Genomic DNA, 15,321 nt, shown 5'->3' with positions numbered 1-15,321 from the left:
ACCCGGTGACCGTTCCCGGTCACAGCACTCGTAGCTGTTGCCGGGGGCATCAAGGGGCTCTCGGTATGGGCTGCGGACTTAGGCAGGGGGAAGCCTTCGGGGTCAGTCCAGATGATATTGACTACGGTCGGGGAGTAATTCATGTAACAAGGCAGGTGTAAGCATTGAATGGTCGTCTTTACTTCACCCTTCCCAAGGGAGCTAAGGCGCGCACTGTGGATATGTCAGAATCTGTCGCTCAGGAATTGAGGACACACGTCGCAGACGTACCCCGCTGTGGAGGTGGAACTCCCTTGGGGGGAGCCGGGAAAGCCGACGAAGAAGTTCTCCCTGCTGCTCACCACGCGGTTCGCGAATGCCATTGCCGTGAACACGTTCAACACCTACGTGTGGAAGCCTGCGTTGGCGCGCATCGGGGTGATCCCGCCACGACTTGAGGCGGCGAAGCCGTGGCAATGGGAGGCGGCGCACAGGGATAGCTTCCACGTGCTGAGTCACACCTACGCTTCGGCCGTGCTTGAGGCGGGGGAGTCAGTGGTGACCCTCGCGAAGTGGCTGGGGCATTCGTCCCCGACGATCACGCTCGACCACTACGCTCACTTCATGCCGGAGGCTGGGGGGAGGGGCGTCGAGCCATCGACGGTCTGCTGAGCAGCCGGGGGACCGAGGTCCCCAGCTCAAACTCCCCAGATTCTCCCCAGGGTTGATCACGGGTCTCGCGGGATGAGCCGTGCTTCGGGGCGTGCCGTGGATCGTGAAGTGCAGCTGCCGGATAGCCTGGGAAAATGCTCTCCGAAGTCACCGCGACCCGCTACGTCACGCCCCTGCGTGAAGGCGGCTCGCTTCCGGGCATCGTCGAGGCCGACGATCTCGGTACGTACGTCATGAAGTTCACCGGCGCCGGACAGGGCCGCAAGACCCTGGTGGCCGAGGTCATCTGCGGGCAGCTCGGGCGGCGGCTCGGCCTGCGTGTGCCCGAGCTGGTCAGCATCCAGCTCGACCCGGTGATCGGTCTCGGCGAGCCCGACCAGGAGGTGCAGGAACTGCTGAAGGCGAGCGGCGGGCTGAACCTCGGGATGGACTTCCTGCCCGGTTCGCTCGGCTTCGACCCGCTCGCCTACGAGGTGGACCCGGCCGAGGCCGGCCGGGTCGTCTGGTTCGACGCGCTGATCAACAATGTCGACCGCTCCTGGCGCAACCCCAACATGTTGGTGTGGCACGGCGAGCTGTGGCTGATCGACCATGGCGCGACCATGATCTGGCACCACAACTGGCCGGGCGCCGCCGTCTCCACCGCCAAGCCGTACGACGCCTCCGACCACGTCCTCGCCCCCTTCGGGCCGGACATCGATACGGCCGCCGCGGAGCTCGCGCCGCTGGTCACCGAGGAACTGCTGACCGAAGTCGCGGCCGACGTTCCCGACGAGTGGCTGGTCGACGAGCCGGGCTTCGAGACCACCGACGCGCTGCGCCGCGCCTATGTCGAGGCGCTGCTGCCGCGTGCCGCGACCATCCACGAGCGCATCAATCTCGGGCCGCGCACCGAACGCAAGCCGTCCCAGGCGCCGGGCTGGCTGACCGAGCAGCCGACCCCCTGGCCCCACCCGACGAGGAAGACCACGAAGGACAGCGACCAGTGAACGACCGTGACGTCTTCGAGTACGCGGTGCTGCGCGTCGTGCCACGCGTCGAGCGCGGCGAGTTCTTCAACGCGGGTGTCGTGGTCTACTGCCGGGCCAAGTCGTTCGTGGCCGCCCGTACCCATCTGGACGAGGCCAAACTGACGGCACTGGACCCGCAGGCCGACGTGACCGGCGTCCGGGCGGCGCTGCACGCTGTCGAAGGCGTCTGCCGCGGCGGTGAGGGCGCGGGCCAGGCGGCGCGCGACGACGCCGGCCGCCGCTTCCGGTGGCTGATCGCGCCGCGCTCGACCGTCGTACAGCCGGGCCCGGTACACACCGGATTGACCGCCGATCCGGAGGCCGAAGTGGAGCGACTGCTGACGCTGCTGGTCTGCTAGGCACCCCCTCAGTGACGCGGGGCACCCGAAGGGCCGTTGACACCGGGTGCCAGGGCTTCTAGCGTCTCGTCTGCTGAAGGTACTAAGCGGTCGCTCATCCGGCGGACGCGGAACGTCACCGGGTGAGCCGCATCCAAGGGCGAGGAGAACCAGCATGTCCACCACCGAGCAGCGCGTCGCCGTAGTGACCGGGGCTGCGCGAGGCATTGGCGCCGCCACCGCGGTACGGCTGGCGGCCGAGGGCCGCGCCGTAGCCGTACTCGACCTCGACGAGGCGGCCTGCAAGGACACCGTCGAGAAGATCACCGCGGCCGGCGGCAAGGCCATCGCCGTCGGCTGCGACGTGTCCGACAGCGCCCAGGTGGAGGCGGCCGTCGCGCGCGTCGCCGCCGAGCTCGGCGCGCCGACGATCCTCGTCAACAACGCGGGCGTGCTCCGCGACAACCTGCTCTTCAAGATGAGCGAGTCCGACTGGGACACCGTGATGAACGTGCACCTCAAGGGCGCGTTCCTGATGGCCAAGGCCTGCCAGAAGCACATGGTCGACGCCGGATTCGGCCGTATCGTCTCGCTCTCCTCCAGCTCCGCGCTCGGCAACCGCGGCCAGGCCAACTACTCCGCCGTCAAGGCCGGCCTGCAGGGCTTCACCAAGACCCTCGCCAAGGAGCTCGGCAAGTTCGGCATCACCGCCAACGCCGTCGCCCCGGGCTTCATCGTCACCGAGATGACGGCCCAGACGGCCGCCCGCGTCGGCATGGGCTTCGAGGAGTTCCAGGCCGCTGCCGCCACCCAGATCCCGGTCGCGCGCGTCGGGTTCCCTGAGGACATCGCCAACGCCATCGCCTTCTTCACGGGCGACGAGGCCGGCTTTGTCTCCGGCCAGGTCATGTACGTGGCCGGCGGACCGCTCAACTGAACCGGGAGACGACCAACATGACCTCAGAGGTACAGGACAGCGGAAAGGTCGCCCTGATCACGGGCGCGAGCCGCGGCATCGGATATGGCATCGCCGAGGCGCTCGTCTCGCGTGGTGACCGGGTGTGCATCACCGGCCGCGGTGAGGACGCGCTCAAGGAGGCCGTGGAGCGGCTCGGTGCCGACCGGGTGATCAGTGTCGCCGGCAAGGCTCACGACGAGGCCCACCAGGCGGCGGCCGTCGAGCGCACCATGGAGGCGTTCGGCCGGGTCGACTTCCTGATCAACAACGCCGGTACGAACCCGGTCTTCGGGCCGATGGCGGATCTCGATCTGAACGTGGCGCGCAAGGTCTTCGAGACCAACGTGATCTCTGCGCTCGGCTTCGCGCAGCTGACCTGGAAGGCATGGCAGAAGGAGAACGGCGGCGCGATCGTGAATATCGCCTCCGTCGCCGGAATCGCGCCGTCGCCCTTCATCGGCGCGTACGGCATGAGCAAGGCGGCCATGGTCAATCTGACCCTGCAGCTGGCGCACGAGTTCGCGCCGGCCGTGCGGGTCAACGCGATCGCCCCCGCGGTGATCAAGACGAAGTTCGCCCAAGCGCTGTATGAGGGCAGGGAAGCCGAGGCGGCCGCGGCCTACCCACTGGCACGGCTCGGAGTTCCGGAGGACATCGGGGGCGCAGCAGCGTTCCTCACGTCCGACCAGTCGGACTGGATCACGGGGCAGACGCTGGTGGTGGACGGCGGTATCTTCCTCAATGCCGGGGTGCACTGAGCAGCCTGGACCGTTTTGTTCCTGAATGAGTCAAGTGCCCTGCCGGGCCAGAAGGTTGACCCGGCAGGGCGCTGCGGTATGGTCGGCCGACCCTGGCTGAACGAGGAGCGTGCACGTGTTCTACCGGACCTGTCTGCAGGCGGCTGCAGCCCTAGCGTCCATATCTCTGCTGGCCGGATGCAGTCTGTTCTCGAACGAGGACGCCGAGCGTGAGCAGAAGATTTCGGTCGGTACGACGAGTGAGCCCACCACGCTCGACCCTGCCGCCGCCTGGGACGGCTCATGGGAGTTGATGCGGAACGTCTTCCAGACGCTGCTGAGCTTCCCGGCCGGGAGTACCGTGCCGCAGCCCGACGCCGCGAAGACCTGCCGGTTCGTGGACACGAGTAACAAGGTCTTCGAGTGCGAGCTGCGTGCCGGGCTGACCTTCTCCAACGGTGACAAGCTCGACGCGGCTGCCGTCAAGCACTCCATCGACCGGATCCAGAAGATCGATGTGCAGGGTGGCCCCAACGGTCTCCTCGGCTCCCTGGACAAGATCGAGACGGCCGGCGACCGCATCGTGAAGTTCAGCCTCAAGACTTCGGACGCGACGTTCCCGTTCATACTCGCCACGCCCGCGATGTCGCTCGTCCCGCCCGCGGAGTACCCGGCAGACCAGCTCCGGGAGGACGGCAAGCTGACCGGCTCGGGGCCGTATCTCCTGGATTCGTACGAGAAGGGCAAGAAGTCCGAGCTGATCAAGAACTCCAAGTATGACGGGTTCGCGAAGCGTAAGAACGAAGCCGTCACCATTCGGTACTTCGGGGACTCCGACGTGATGGTCAAAGCCCTGAAGAAGAAGGAGATCGACGCGATCTACCGCGGTCTGACCGCGCAGGAGGTCGTCGAGCTGCAGAAGAAGAAGCCCGAGACCGAGCACCTCCAGCTCGTCGAGACGGTCGGCGCCGACATCCGCTACCTGGTCTTCAACTCCAAGGACCCGATGGCCGGCAAGCTCGCCGTGCGGCGCGCCATCGCCCAGGTCGTCGACCGCGGCGCACTGGTCGGCCGGGTCTACCAGGGCACGGCGGAGCCGCTGTACTCCATGGTTCCCAAGGGCATCGTCGGCCACACCACCGAGTTCTTCGACCGCTATGGCGAGCCGGACGTGGACAAGGCCAGGAAGATCCTCAAGGGCGCGGGTATCACTCAGCCGGTGCCCCTGACCTTCTGGTTCACCACCGACCGCTACGGCTCCGGCACCGCGCTGGAGTTCGCCGAGCTCAAGCGGCAGCTGGACGCCTCCGGCCTGTTCAAGGTCACGCTGCAGAGCAGGCCCGAGAAGGAATTCCAGAAGGGCTACAAGGCGGGTCAGTACCCGGTCTTCGGCCGCGGCTGGTTCCCCGACTTCCCGGACCCGGACAACTTCATCGCGCCGTTCGTCGGCTCGAAGAACGTGCTCAACACTCCGTACGAGAACAGCGAGATCACCGACCAGCTGCTGCCCGCGTCCCGGCGCGAGAGCGACCGCAGTGCGGTCACCGAGCAGTTCGAGCGGGCGCAGGAGATCCTTGTCGACGAAGTCCGTCTGCTGCCGCTGTGGCAGGGCAAGCTGTACGTCGCCTCCAGCGAGGAGATCGGCGGCGGCGAGCTCGCCCTCGACCCGCAGACGGTCATGCAGATGTGGGAGCTGTACCGGAAGGCCAGCTGGTAGCCGCGATTGTCAGTGGCTGCGGGTAGGTTCTGCGGTCGTAACTGATCGCATACCGGAGGTTGTTGACGTGACCGACACCGACATGCTGCCCGAGTCCTGGCGCGACGTTCTCGGCGAAGAGCTCCACAAGCCCTACTTCAAGGAGCTCACCGAGTTCGTCGAGGAGGAGCGGGCGCGGGGGCCGGTCTACCCGCCGCGCGAAGAGGTCTTCGCCGCGCTCGACGCCACTCCGTACGACCGCGTCAAGGTCTTGATCCTCGGCCAGGACCCGTACCACGGAGAGGGGCAGGGGCACGGTCTCTGCTTCTCGGTGCGTCCGGGCGTCAAGACCCCGCCCTCCCTGCGGAACATCTACAAGGAGATGGCGGCGGAGCTCGGCCACCCGGTCCCGGACAACGGCTATCTGATGCCGTGGGCCGAGCAGGGCGTGCTGCTGCTCAACGCTGTGCTCACGGTGCGGGCAGGCGAGGCCAACTCCCACAAGGGCAAGGGGTGGGAGAAGGTGACGGACGCGGTGATCCGCGCCGTGGCCTCGCGGCCCGACCCCGCGGTGTTCGTCCTGTGGGGCAATTACGCGCAGAAGAAGCTGCCCTTGATCGACGAATCGCGTCACGCGGTGGTCAAGGGCGCGCATCCCTCGCCGCTCTCGGCCAAGAAGTTCTTCGGCTCGCATCCGTTCACACGGATCAACGAAGCGGTGGCGGCCCAGGGGCACGAGCCCATCGACTGGCGGATTCCGAACCTCGGCTGAGCACCTCGGCCGATCTTCGCGCACCCGGCTGACAGGCTCGGGCCCCCGCCCGAGCCTGTGCCGCATTGCCCGCGGAGGCGGCTAGCGTCGTGATCCCTGGATGGTCGCGAATCGCCGCATGGACGTGGGAGGCCGCAGTCATGGAGCAGCAGGAGGCGTCGGAGGACGCCGTCATGACCCGCATCGGACAAGCGATCATGCTGCTGCACGGCGGTGACCGTGAGGAGGCGCGAAATCGCTTCGGCGCGCTCTGGTCGGAGATCGGCGAGGCCGGTGATCCGCTCCACCGCTGCACTCTGGCGCACTACATGGCCGATGCCCAGGACGACGCCAGTGACGAGCTCGCCTGGGATCTGCGGGCGCTGGCGGCGGCCGAGGGGCTGAGTGAGGAGCGGCTGGCCCGCCACGAGGTGACGCTCGCCGTGCGGGCCTTCTACCCCTCGCTTCATCTCAACCTCGCCGCCGACTATGTGAAGCTCGACCGGCCGGAGCCCGCGCGCGCCCACCTCGAACGGGCGCGCGCGGCGACGGACGCCCTGGGGGACGACGGATACGGAAACGGTGTCCGGGCCGCGATCGACCGCCTGGAGCGCCGTCTGGCCGGCGAGTGAGACCCGAGCGCCGGCCGGCCGACGAGTGAGATCGGGGCGGCGAGCGACGCTCAGTCGGCGAGCGCGGTTCAACTCCGGTAGGTCTCCCGGCAGATCAGAGACTCGGGGCTGCCCGGCCGCCAGCGGCCGTAGCTCTCGCCCAGGGCGCAGACATCCGGCCGGTCGGCCGGCAACGGCCGCACGGATGGCAGGGCAGGTGGCTCGGCGGTCCGGGGCACAGGTGGCCGGGACTTCTGCGGCCGGGGCTCCGGGCGCCCGGTCGGTGAGTGAGCGGCGGCGGGAGCCGGCGCCGTCGGGCGAGCGGCCGACTCGGCCGAGGGTGAGGTCAGGGGCGGTGGCGCGAGGACGTCGCGGGCCGGTCTCTGCACGATCTGCGGCTCCACGGCCTGCGCGGGACTGCCGCCGTGGGACGGGGGCGAGGCGACGGGCTGCGGATTCACGGCCACACAGCCGGACACGGCCCAGACAGCCATCCCCGCCAGGATCTTCGCGGTGGTTCTTGGTCGGTGCACCCGCGCAACTCTGCTGTGCGCGGGGCACGTTCACAGTCGTACGGGCACACAATGGCCCGCACGGGTGACGCCGGTCAGCCTCCGGTCAGTCGCCCGTCGCGCCGTCGATCCGCTCACGGATCAGATCCGCGTGGCCGTTGTGGCGCGCGTACTCCTCGATCATGTGCGTCATGATCCACCGCAGGTTGTAGCTCTCCCCGGTGCGGCGGGACTTCGTCTTGCCTATGTCGTCCAGCCCATGGGCCGCTGCCAGCTCCCGCGCCCGCGCGATCTCGGCCTGCCAGGCGGCGTACGCCTCGGCATAGGTGTCCTGCTCGGTGACATGGAAGTCGCCGTCATGGTCCGCTTCGCTGTAGTAGAGCGGATCGAGGCCCTCCCCGGCGAGGGTGTTGCGGAACCATCCCCGCTCGACCTCCGCCATGTGCCGTACGAGTCCGAGCAGCGAGAGCTCGGACGGCGGCGCGGACAGCTCCCTCAGCCGACTGTCGTCCAGGTCTGCGCATTTCTGTGCCAGCGTCTCGCGGTGGTAGTCCAGCCACCCGTCGAGCATCTCGCGCTCGCCGGCGGTGGTGGAGGGTTCGGTCCGTTCAGGCATCGTCATGGCGGTCATCCTGCGGCACCCGCCCCACGTGCCGCCAGGGCTTATTCGCCGAGCATTCCGCGCAACAGCTCGGCGAATCCGGTGCGCAGCTCCGCGAGGTCGGGGACCTCCGAGTGGTAGGAGCCGACCGCGCAGGAGAACATCAGACCCTCGCACCAGGCCACCAACGACAGGGCGTGGCGCTCCGGTTCGGGCGAACCCGCCGCCGCCATGAGGGCGTTGAGCCGCGCGCGGAACTGGCTGCCCGTCGCATCGTAGAACTCCCGCAGCTCGGGCCTTCGGGTCGCCTCCAGCGCCAGTTCGTAGCGGGAGACGAGCAGTTCGCGGTGGCGGGTCAGGTAGCGGTGCAGCGCCAGCGCGAGTGCGTCGACCAGGTCCTGAGTGCCGCCGTCGGGCACGGGCATCTCGTCGGGGGTCAGGACGGCCGCCTCGCGTTCCGCCTGCCGCCGTACGGCCGCCTCCAGCAGCGCCTGGCGGGTGCGCGCGTAATTGGATGTCGAACCCTGGGGGAGTCCGGCCGTCTCGTCCACGGCGCGGTGGGTGAGCCCGCGCATCCCGCGCTCGGCGAGCAGCTTCAGCGCGGCGTCGGCGATCAGTTCGGCACGGGAAGTGCTCGTGGTGGTGCGTGCGGCCATGAGAACAACCTACCGCCATTACTACAGCTGTAGTACGGTAAGTCTCACTACAGGTGTAGTCGGCGGCCCGTGAACCGGCACCAACGCACCGAACCGAGGAGGAGCCATGTCCGAGCCCCGAGCCGTCGTCATCGGCAGCGGAATCGGCGGACTGACCGCCGCCGTGGCCCTGCACCAGAGCGGCTGGCAGGTCACCGTCCTGGAGCGCGCCGAATCCCTGGCGCCGGTCGGCGCCGGAATCGGTCTCGCCCCCAACGCCCAGCGCGCCCTCGACGTCATCGGTCTCGGCGACGACATCCGCGAACTGGCCGCCTGGCAGGGCGACGGCGGCATGCGCAATCCCGCCGGCCGTCGGCTCTCCCGTACGAACAGCGCCGCCGTCGCCGAACGATTCGGCGGACCCCTGGTGCTGGTCCACCGCGCCACCCTGATCGACCGCATCGCAGCCCGGCTGCCGGCCGGCACGGTGCGCACCGCCAGCCCCGCACAGCTCGCCGACTCCGGTGTCACCGGTGGCCGCCCGGCCCGCGTCAGCACTCCCGACGGGCACATGGAGGCCGACCTCGTCATCGGCGCGGACGGCATCAACTCGGGTGTGCGCCGCACCCTCTTCCCGGACCACCCCGGCCCCGCCTACACCGGATTCACCACCTGGCGCGTCGTCGTCCCCGCGCCCGACCGTCCCTTCGAGCCGCACGAGACATGGGGCGCCGGCGCACTGTGGGGCACCCAGCCGCTCAAGGACGGCCGGATCTACGCGTACGCGGCCGCCGTCGCGCCCGCCGGAGCCCGCGCCGCCGACGACGAGAAGGCCGAACTGCTGCGCAGATTCGGCGCCTGGCACGAACCCATTCCCGGGATCATCGCCGCCGCCGAAGTCGGCCAGGTGCTGCGCAACGACGTCCACCACCTCATCAATCCGTTGCCGTCCTTCCACCGCGGCCGGACCGTGCTCATCGGCGACGCCGCCCACGCCATGGCACCCACGCTCGGCCAGGGCGGCAACCAGGCCATCGAAGACGGCATCGTGCTCGCCCACCACGCGGCCCCTGCCGGCGACCTGGGCGCGGGTCTTGCCGCGTTCACCGCGCAGCGCCTGCCGCGCACCACGGGCATCGTCCGCAGGGCCGCGAACATCGGCCGGTTGATGTCCCTGACCAGCGCTCCGGCGGTCGCGGTGCGCGACACCCTGATCTCCGCCGTCTCCAGGCTCGCACCCGGCCTCGTTCTGCGGACCTTCGACGGCATCGCCGACTGGCGGCCGCCCCATCGCACGTATGCTGCCGGAGCGCAGGACGTACACGAGGTACACCACGGACAACCGGCGGAGCGCCAAGGGAGGCCCCAGTGAAGGTCGGCTGCATCGGGCTCGGCGACATCGCGCAGAAGGCCTATCTGCCCGTGCTCACCACCCTGCCGGGGGTCGAACTGCATCTGCAGACCCGCACCCCCGCCACTCTGGCGCGGATCGCCGAGACCCATCACATCCCCGCCGAACGGTGCCACACCAGCCTCGACTCACTGCTCGCCCAGGACTTGGACGCCGCCTTCGTGCACGCCCCGACGTCCGTGCACCCCGAGATCGTCGACCGGCTGCTCCAAGCGGGTGTGGCGACGTTCGTCGACAAGCCGCTCGCGTACGAACTGGCAGACTCGGAGCAGCTGGTGAGCCTCGCCGAGGAGCGCGGCACCAGCCTCGCCGTCGGCTTCAACCGCCGCCTCGCGCCCGGCTACGCCCAGTGCGTCGAGCACCCGCGCGAATTGATCCTGATGCAGAAAAACCGCGTGGGCCTCGCCGAGGACCCGCGCACCCTCGTCCTCGACGACTTCATCCACGTCGTCGACACCCTGCGCTTCCTCGTCCCCGGACCGGTCGACCACACCGACGTGCGTGCCCGGATCGTCGACGGCCTGATGCAGCACGTCGTGCTGCAGCTGTCGGGCGACGGCTTCACCGCGATCGGGGCGATGAACCGGATGAGCGGCTCCACCGAGGAGATCCTCGAAGTGTCGGGCCAGGGGACCAAGCGCGAGGTGCGCAATCTCGCGGAGATCGTGGACCACAAGGGACAGCCGAGCGTGCGGCGGCGCGGCGACTGGGTGCCGGTCGCCCGCCAGCGGGGCATCGAGCAGTCGGTGCTGTCCTTCCTCGACGCCGTGCGCGCGGGAAAGGTCCTCAGCGCCCAGGACGCCCTGCGGACTCATGAGTTGTGTGAACGGGTGGTTCGCCAGGCCCTGGAGCAGGCCGCCTGAGGGACCGGGCACCCTCGGTGGCGCAGAGCGCGGCGAGGACGGCGAGCGCGCCGTAGACCGGCCAGTCGCCGAACCTGACGTACGGGGTCGTGCCACGGGCGAGTGGGATGTCGTAGACAGCCGCGGTGCTGCTTTCCGTGCCGAGCGGGCCGCCGACCCGCTCGCCGTCCGGCCCGTACACCGCGCTGACGCCGGTGAGTGTGGCATGCACCATCGGCCGCCCGCTCTCGGCTGCCCGCAGCGCCGCCAGCGAGGCATGCTGTTCCGGCGCCCAGCTCCCCTGGAACGACGAGGTCGCCGACTGGGCGATCAGCAACTGTGCGCCGTCCCGGGCAAGCCGCCGGCTCATATCAGGGAACGCCGACTCGAAGCAGACCAGCGGGCCCAGCCGCAGCCCGCCGTCGCCGGGCAGCACCATCACCACCGGACGGCTGCCGCGCAGCCGGTCCTCGCCCGCGGCCTTGCCCACCGAGGTCGCCCAGCCGAGCAGCGCGCGAGCCGGGACGTACTCACCGAAGGGGACCAGCCGCATCTTGTCGTAACGGTCCCCGGTCGGGCCCTGCGGGCCCACGAGGACCGAGCTCTTGTAGATCCCTGCCGTGCCCGTACCGCCCGCGCGCCGCCGGGCGTCCACATTGACCAGCAGCTCGGCCCCGACCGCGCGCGAGAGCACCGCGAGACGAGCGGCCAGATCGGGGCGCTCGCGCAGGTCCGAGCCGACACTGCTCTCGCCCCAGACCACCAGATCGAGGTTCTGCCCTGCCAGTTGGCGGGTCAGCTCCTCGCTGCGGGCGAAGCGGCGCTCGACACTCTCCATGCCGTCGACCACCCCGGGCTGGACGACCGCGACACGTGCCCGCCCCGATTGTCCTGGCTGCGGAACCCACATCCAGACCGCTGTGGTGGTGAGGGCACATATGAGGCCGCCACCCACCGCGGCCGTACGGGCGTGCGGCACCGCTACCAGCACAGTTACCGCTGTGTTCACGGCCAGCACCAGCAGACTCACCAGCCACACGCCACCCACCGAGGCGAGCTTCAGGGCGGGGGAGACCTCCCACTGGGTCGCCCCGAGCAGACCCCAGGGTCCGCCCAGGCCCTCCCAGGACCGGGCCAGTTCGATCATCAACCAGCCGGAAGGGACGATCGCGAGCGCCGCGGCCGCTCGCCCCGGCGACGGCGTCCCGCCGAGGAGCGACCACACGAGCCAGCCCCACGGCCCCCACATGAGCCCGAGGAGCGCGGCGATCACGACGATGAAGACATGCAGGCTCGGAATCAGCCAGTGGTGCACGGCGATCATGAAGCCGATGCCGCCCAGCCAGCCCTCGACCGCCGCACGGCGGCCGGTCGGCGCGGACCGCACGAGCAGCATCCACGGCACCAGCGCGACATACGCGAACCACCAGAGCGAAGGCTCGGGAAAGGCGAGCGCGGGCAGCGCACCGGCGGCCACCGCGGCGAGGCCGCGCCACCAGGGGGACGAAAGCGCCAGCCGGGTGAACGGCTGACTCTCGCCGCGGTCGTGCCGCTTCACACGCTGGTGGCACTCGCCACGGTCGCGCCGCTCGCCCCGGTCGCGCAGCTTCACACGCTCGCCCCGGTCGCGCAGCTTCACACGCTCGCGCTGCTCCACACGCTCGTGCCGCTCGCCATGCTCCTGCTGCTCGTGCCCCTCCAGCCCCTCCCGCCGCTTCGGTCGGCCGACCGGAATCCGCATGCCGCGCCTCCTCGTGCTGCCTCGAAGGACTCGCGAGCACTGTCCCCCTCCAGTGTGCGCGAGCGGGACCTGCACCGACAGACGACCCAGGAAGTCAGCCGCCGTCGAGCGCCCCCGCGGCCCGCCGCCACTTCTCGTGGATGACCACGGTCCGCAGCCGCCAGCCCGCGTCCGTACGCAGCAGACTGAAGGCGTATCTGCCGCCCGAGACGAAGTCGTCCCCCGACTCCAGACGCATCGGGTTCACATAGTCGGCCTGCACCTCCGCGCGGTCGCCCGGATAGCCGCCCAGGTCCTGGATGTGCAGTCGCCGGTTGACGATGAGGTGCTGACGTACCGGAAAGAGCCGCAGCGTCTGAGCCAGCCAGTCGGCGACCTCGGCGGCCGGGCCCTCGATCCCGCCCGAGCTGCGGTAGTCGGCGCGCCCCTCCTGCGCGAACAGCGCCCGGTACGCGCTCCAGTCGGCATCGTCCACGGCCACCGCGTAACTGGTGACCAATTCGTCGATGGACAGCCGGTCCATCACGGTCGCTAGATCTACGCGCTGCGTCATCGGGTCAGTTTCGGGCAGCGAGCGCCGGACGCCAAGAGCTGTGCGCACCAGTCACCCGCTCTTCACCCGCGCTTGGTCAGCAAACGGTCGATCTATGTCAGTTCGGGGATCCACCGGACCTTGCGTGTCACCAGCCATACTGACCCCATGCGCATCGACTACGACCCCGCCGAGTGCGACCGCGCCACCTTCTACCGGCTGCTGACCGCGACCGTCGTCCCGAGGCCCATCGCCTGGGTCTCCACCACGTCGGCCGATGGCACCGACAATCTCGCCCCGCACTCCTTCTTCACCATCTCGTGCGTGTCGCCGCCGGTCGTGCAGTTCACCTCCGTCGGCCGCAAGGACTCGCTGCGCAATATCGAGGACACCGGCGCCTTCGTGGTCAACCTTGCGCCGGAGTCGCTCTTCGAGCAGATCAACGCGACCGCCACCGACTTCCCGCGCGGCATCAGTGAGTTCGACGCGGTGGGCGTGGAGCGCGAGGCGAGCCTGCGCGTGAAGCCGCCGCGCGTCGCGGCATCGCCGGTGGCCCTGGAGTGCGAACTGCACAGCACCGTACGGCTGGGCGACTCGACCGTCGTCTTCGGCCGGGTGGTGCATGCGGCGATCAGCCCGGAAGTCATGGCGGACGGGCACCCCGAGGTGACGAAGCTGGCTCCGCTGACCCGGCTGGGCAAGGACGAGTGGGGCACGCTCGGCGACGTACGCGAGATCTCCCGTGTTCCGTACGCGCAGTGGCAGGACGGCGGCGCGGCCCGCTGACCGCTACTTCTTGACGGCCCGCAGGACCACGAACTTCGGGTCGGAGGCGACGACTTCGCAGTTGCCGAAGAGTCGGCGCAGCCTCGCGTGGTACCCGAGGTGCCGGTTGCCGATCACCCACAGCTCGCCCCCGGACCGCAGGGCGCGGCGCGCCCCGCCGAACATCCGGTGGGCCGTCGCGTCCGTCGTCGCCTGGTGCGAGTGGAACGGCGGATTGTTCAGAACCAGGTCGACCGAGTCGGCCGGCACTCCGGACAGTCCGTCGCCCACCAGGAACTCGGCCCTCGCGTCCGAACCGGCGTTGTCCCGGTAGGTGGCCTCGGCCGACGCCACCGCGGAGAACGACTCGTCGATGAACGTCACCGAGGCCTCCGGGTTGGCCAGCGCGGCCGCCGTGCCGATCACGCCATTGCCGCAGCCCAGATCCACCACCCGCTCCGGGCCGCGGCGCTTGGGCAGGCTGCGCAGGAAGAACCTGGTGCCGATGTCGAGCCGCTCGGCGCAGAAGATGCCCGCGTGATTGGTCACGGTCCGGCCCGCGAGCGCCCCGGCGTCGGCGGGCAGCGCGTACCGCAGCGGCCAGGGCCCGGGGGTGCGGGCCAGCCCGGGGGCGGGCGTACAGAAGATCAGCCGTGCCTTCTTCACTGCCAGCGAGGTCCTGGTCGGACCGATGATCCGCTCGAACAGCTTCAGCGTGGAGGTGTGGATCTCGGTGACCATGCCGGTCCCGACGATCACGGTGTCCGCGTGCACGGCGGGCGCGAGGCGGTGCAGCTGGTCCTCCAGCAGCGCGAGGCTCTTGGGCACCCGGACCAGCAGTACGTCGATGCGCTCCGGCGGCACGTCCCTGACCGACAGCAGCGCCACCGTGTCCGCGTCGATGCCGTTGCGCGCCAGATTCGCGCGGGTCGCCTGCTGGCCGAGGAAGGAGTCGGTGATCTGTACGGGGCTGTGCTCGGCGAGCGAGGTGGCAAGGGCGCCCCACCGGTCGCCGACGACGACTACGGAGCCGGAGAGATCCGTGGGCCCGGCGTCCTCGATTCCCTTGAGCGGCTCGTCCCCCTTGAGGTGCCTGAGGAGGTACTCATCCGCGGCGTCCCAGGCGCGCAGCGGGTCGCGGGGGTCCTCGGGGAAGCGGGCGAGGTCGAACCCGCCCCATGACGTCGTCAAAAGGTTCATCGTGCACCCAGGCTAGCCGAGCGCCCGGCCGCGGCGCCGACGGTCGGACCGGGCGTTCGGGCGGCCGGGTCCGGCCGGGGGCATGCCGGGCGGTCAAGAGCGGGGAGGCAGGGGCGGGTCGGGCAGTTGGGCGGTGAGCCCGTGCTCACGCCGCGCGCTCGACCCCGTCGAGCGACGCCGCGGCCCACTCCACCACGAGCGCCTCGTACTCCGGCCGTCGGTCGTCGGGCAGCTCGCCGTCGGCCCAGAGCTCGCGGATCCGGACATTTAGCTCAGCAGCGGACAGTGCAGTTTCTGACTCGCGGGGAAACGGCGACATGGCGACAGGCT

Annotated in this window: 18 protein-coding genes; 11 read left to right on the top strand and 7 right to left on the bottom strand. The window is 69.7% G+C overall.

What is annotated here, in order from left to right:
- Positions 1-276 precede the first annotated feature (276 nt).
- From J7E87_RS34710 to J7E87_RS01905, 8 genes are all read left to right on the top strand, one after another.
- Positions 277-651: an integrase gene (locus J7E87_RS34710; protein ID WP_251016815.1), complete on the top strand. Its 375-nt coding sequence runs from the start codon at positions 277-279 to the stop codon at positions 649-651.
- A gap of 134 nt (positions 652-785) precedes the next feature.
- On the top strand, positions 786-1,640 hold the full coding sequence (locus tag J7E87_RS01935; protein ID WP_215089168.1) for a HipA family kinase: 855 nt from the start codon (positions 786-788) through the stop codon (positions 1,638-1,640).
- A complete protein-coding gene (locus tag J7E87_RS01930) occupies positions 1,637-2,020 on the top strand; it encodes a DUF3037 domain-containing protein (protein ID WP_215089167.1) in 384 nt (127 codons plus the stop codon). The genes J7E87_RS01935 and J7E87_RS01930 overlap by 4 nt, the downstream gene beginning before the upstream one ends.
- Positions 2,021-2,174: 154 nt before the next feature.
- On the top strand, positions 2,175-2,936 hold the full coding sequence (gene fabG, locus J7E87_RS01925) for a 3-oxoacyl-ACP reductase FabG (protein ID WP_215089166.1): 762 nt from the start codon (positions 2,175-2,177) through the stop codon (positions 2,934-2,936).
- 17 nt (positions 2,937-2,953) lie between these two features.
- Positions 2,954-3,715, top strand: a complete 762-nt coding sequence (locus J7E87_RS01920) for an SDR family oxidoreductase (RefSeq protein ID WP_215089165.1) — start codon at positions 2,954-2,956, stop codon at positions 3,713-3,715.
- A 115-nt stretch (positions 3,716-3,830) separates the two neighbouring features.
- Positions 3,831-5,411: an ABC transporter substrate-binding protein gene (locus J7E87_RS01915; RefSeq protein ID WP_215089164.1), complete on the top strand. Its 1,581-nt coding sequence runs from the start codon at positions 3,831-3,833 to the stop codon at positions 5,409-5,411.
- A gap of 67 nt (positions 5,412-5,478) precedes the next feature.
- A complete protein-coding gene (locus J7E87_RS01910) occupies positions 5,479-6,162 on the top strand; it encodes a uracil-DNA glycosylase (RefSeq protein ID WP_215089163.1) in 684 nt (227 codons plus the stop codon).
- A gap of 140 nt (positions 6,163-6,302) precedes the next feature.
- Positions 6,303-6,773 (top strand): hypothetical protein, encoded by a 471-nt coding sequence (locus J7E87_RS01905; protein WP_215089162.1) that lies wholly within the window; start codon positions 6,303-6,305, stop codon positions 6,771-6,773.
- 68 nt (positions 6,774-6,841) lie between these two features.
- On the opposite strand, the gene J7E87_RS01900 is transcribed toward J7E87_RS01905, so the two are convergent.
- The 3 genes from J7E87_RS01900 to J7E87_RS01890 form a co-directional block, all read right to left on the bottom strand.
- Positions 6,842-7,285 carry a hypothetical protein gene (locus J7E87_RS01900; protein ID WP_308312805.1) on the bottom strand — a complete coding sequence of 148 codons (444 nt, stop codon included), beginning with the start codon at positions 7,283-7,285 and terminating at the stop codon, positions 6,842-6,844.
- Between the two features lie 85 nt (positions 7,286-7,370).
- Complete coding sequence (locus tag J7E87_RS01895) at positions 7,371-7,886, bottom strand: DinB family protein (RefSeq protein ID WP_215089161.1); 516 nt, start codon at positions 7,884-7,886, stop codon at positions 7,371-7,373.
- A gap of 41 nt (positions 7,887-7,927) precedes the next feature.
- On the bottom strand, positions 7,928-8,521 hold the full coding sequence (locus J7E87_RS01890) for a TetR/AcrR family transcriptional regulator (protein WP_215089160.1): 594 nt from the start codon (positions 8,519-8,521) through the stop codon (positions 7,928-7,930).
- Between the two features lie 106 nt (positions 8,522-8,627).
- Here J7E87_RS01890 and J7E87_RS01885 point away from each other — a divergent pair, with 106 nt between their 5' ends.
- Positions 8,628-9,872 (top strand): FAD-dependent monooxygenase, encoded by a 1,245-nt coding sequence (locus J7E87_RS01885; RefSeq protein WP_215089159.1) that lies wholly within the window; start codon positions 8,628-8,630, stop codon positions 9,870-9,872.
- A complete protein-coding gene (locus J7E87_RS01880; RefSeq protein ID WP_215089158.1) occupies positions 9,869-10,774 on the top strand; it encodes a Gfo/Idh/MocA family protein in 906 nt (301 codons plus the stop codon). The genes J7E87_RS01885 and J7E87_RS01880 overlap by 4 nt, the downstream gene beginning before the upstream one ends.
- On the opposite strand, the gene lnt is transcribed toward J7E87_RS01880, so the two are convergent.
- Positions 10,698-12,494, bottom strand: coding sequence for an apolipoprotein N-acyltransferase (gene lnt, locus J7E87_RS01875; RefSeq protein ID WP_215089157.1), 1,797 nt, complete (start codon positions 12,492-12,494; stop codon positions 10,698-10,700). The two genes, J7E87_RS01880 and lnt, sit on opposite strands and share 77 nt — an antisense overlap.
- Before the next feature lie 94 nt (positions 12,495-12,588).
- Positions 12,589-13,047 carry a nuclear transport factor 2 family protein gene (locus J7E87_RS01870; protein WP_215089156.1) on the bottom strand — a complete coding sequence of 153 codons (459 nt, stop codon included), beginning with the start codon at positions 13,045-13,047 and terminating at the stop codon, positions 12,589-12,591.
- Positions 13,048-13,194: 147 nt separating this feature from the next.
- On the opposite strand from J7E87_RS01870, the gene J7E87_RS01865 reads away from it, so the two are divergent.
- Entirely contained in the window at positions 13,195-13,812 is a 618-nt protein-coding gene (locus J7E87_RS01865) for a flavin reductase family protein (RefSeq protein WP_215089155.1), read from the top strand.
- A 3-nt stretch (positions 13,813-13,815) separates the two neighbouring features.
- Here J7E87_RS01865 and J7E87_RS01860 read toward each other — a convergent pair whose 3' ends face one another.
- Both J7E87_RS01860 and J7E87_RS01855 read right to left on the bottom strand, forming a co-directional pair.
- Complete coding sequence (locus J7E87_RS01860) at positions 13,816-14,991, bottom strand: methyltransferase (RefSeq protein ID WP_215089154.1); 1,176 nt, start codon at positions 14,989-14,991, stop codon at positions 13,816-13,818.
- Positions 14,992-15,136: 145 nt separating this feature from the next.
- Entirely contained in the window at positions 15,137-15,310 is a 174-nt protein-coding gene (locus tag J7E87_RS01855) for a hypothetical protein (protein WP_215089153.1), read from the bottom strand.
- Positions 15,311-15,321 lie beyond the last annotated feature (11 nt).

The sequence above is a fragment of the Streptomyces sp. ISL-1 genome (assembly GCF_018614585.1).
Lineage (GTDB): Bacteria > Actinomycetota > Actinomycetes > Streptomycetales > Streptomycetaceae > Streptomyces > Streptomyces maoxianensis.
Note: the sequence above shows the minus strand (reverse complement) of the source record. Positions and strands in the feature narration are given on the sequence as shown.

What these genes read in the sequence shown, in the direction of transcription:
- lnt (WP_215089157.1), bottom strand. Translation starts at nt 12,494, where the DNA reads ATGCGGATTCCGGTCGGCCGACCGAAGCGGCGGGAGGGGCTGGAGGGG.
- fabG (WP_215089166.1), top strand. Translation starts at nt 2,175, where the DNA reads ATGTCCACCACCGAGCAGCGCGTCGCCGTAGTGACCGGGGCTGCGCGA.
- J7E87_RS01860 (WP_215089154.1), bottom strand. Translation starts at nt 14,991, where the DNA reads ATGAACCTTTTGACGACGTCATGGGGCGGGTTCGACCTCGCCCGCTTC.
- J7E87_RS01920 (WP_215089165.1), top strand. Translation starts at nt 2,954, where the DNA reads ATGACCTCAGAGGTACAGGACAGCGGAAAGGTCGCCCTGATCACGGGC.
- J7E87_RS01895 (WP_215089161.1), bottom strand. Translation starts at nt 7,886, where the DNA reads ATGACGATGCCTGAACGGACCGAACCCTCCACCACCGCCGGCGAGCGC.
- J7E87_RS01935 (WP_215089168.1), top strand. Translation starts at nt 786, where the DNA reads ATGCTCTCCGAAGTCACCGCGACCCGCTACGTCACGCCCCTGCGTGAA.
- J7E87_RS01890 (WP_215089160.1), bottom strand. Translation starts at nt 8,521, where the DNA reads ATGGCCGCACGCACCACCACGAGCACTTCCCGTGCCGAACTGATCGCC.
- J7E87_RS01905 (WP_215089162.1), top strand. Translation starts at nt 6,303, where the DNA reads ATGGAGCAGCAGGAGGCGTCGGAGGACGCCGTCATGACCCGCATCGGA.
- J7E87_RS01865 (WP_215089155.1), top strand. Translation starts at nt 13,195, where the DNA reads ATGCGCATCGACTACGACCCCGCCGAGTGCGACCGCGCCACCTTCTAC.
- J7E87_RS01855 (WP_215089153.1), bottom strand. Translation starts at nt 15,310, where the DNA reads ATGTCGCCGTTTCCCCGCGAGTCAGAAACTGCACTGTCCGCTGCTGAG.
- J7E87_RS01870 (WP_215089156.1), bottom strand. Translation starts at nt 13,047, where the DNA reads ATGACGCAGCGCGTAGATCTAGCGACCGTGATGGACCGGCTGTCCATC.
- J7E87_RS01885 (WP_215089159.1), top strand. Translation starts at nt 8,628, where the DNA reads ATGTCCGAGCCCCGAGCCGTCGTCATCGGCAGCGGAATCGGCGGACTG.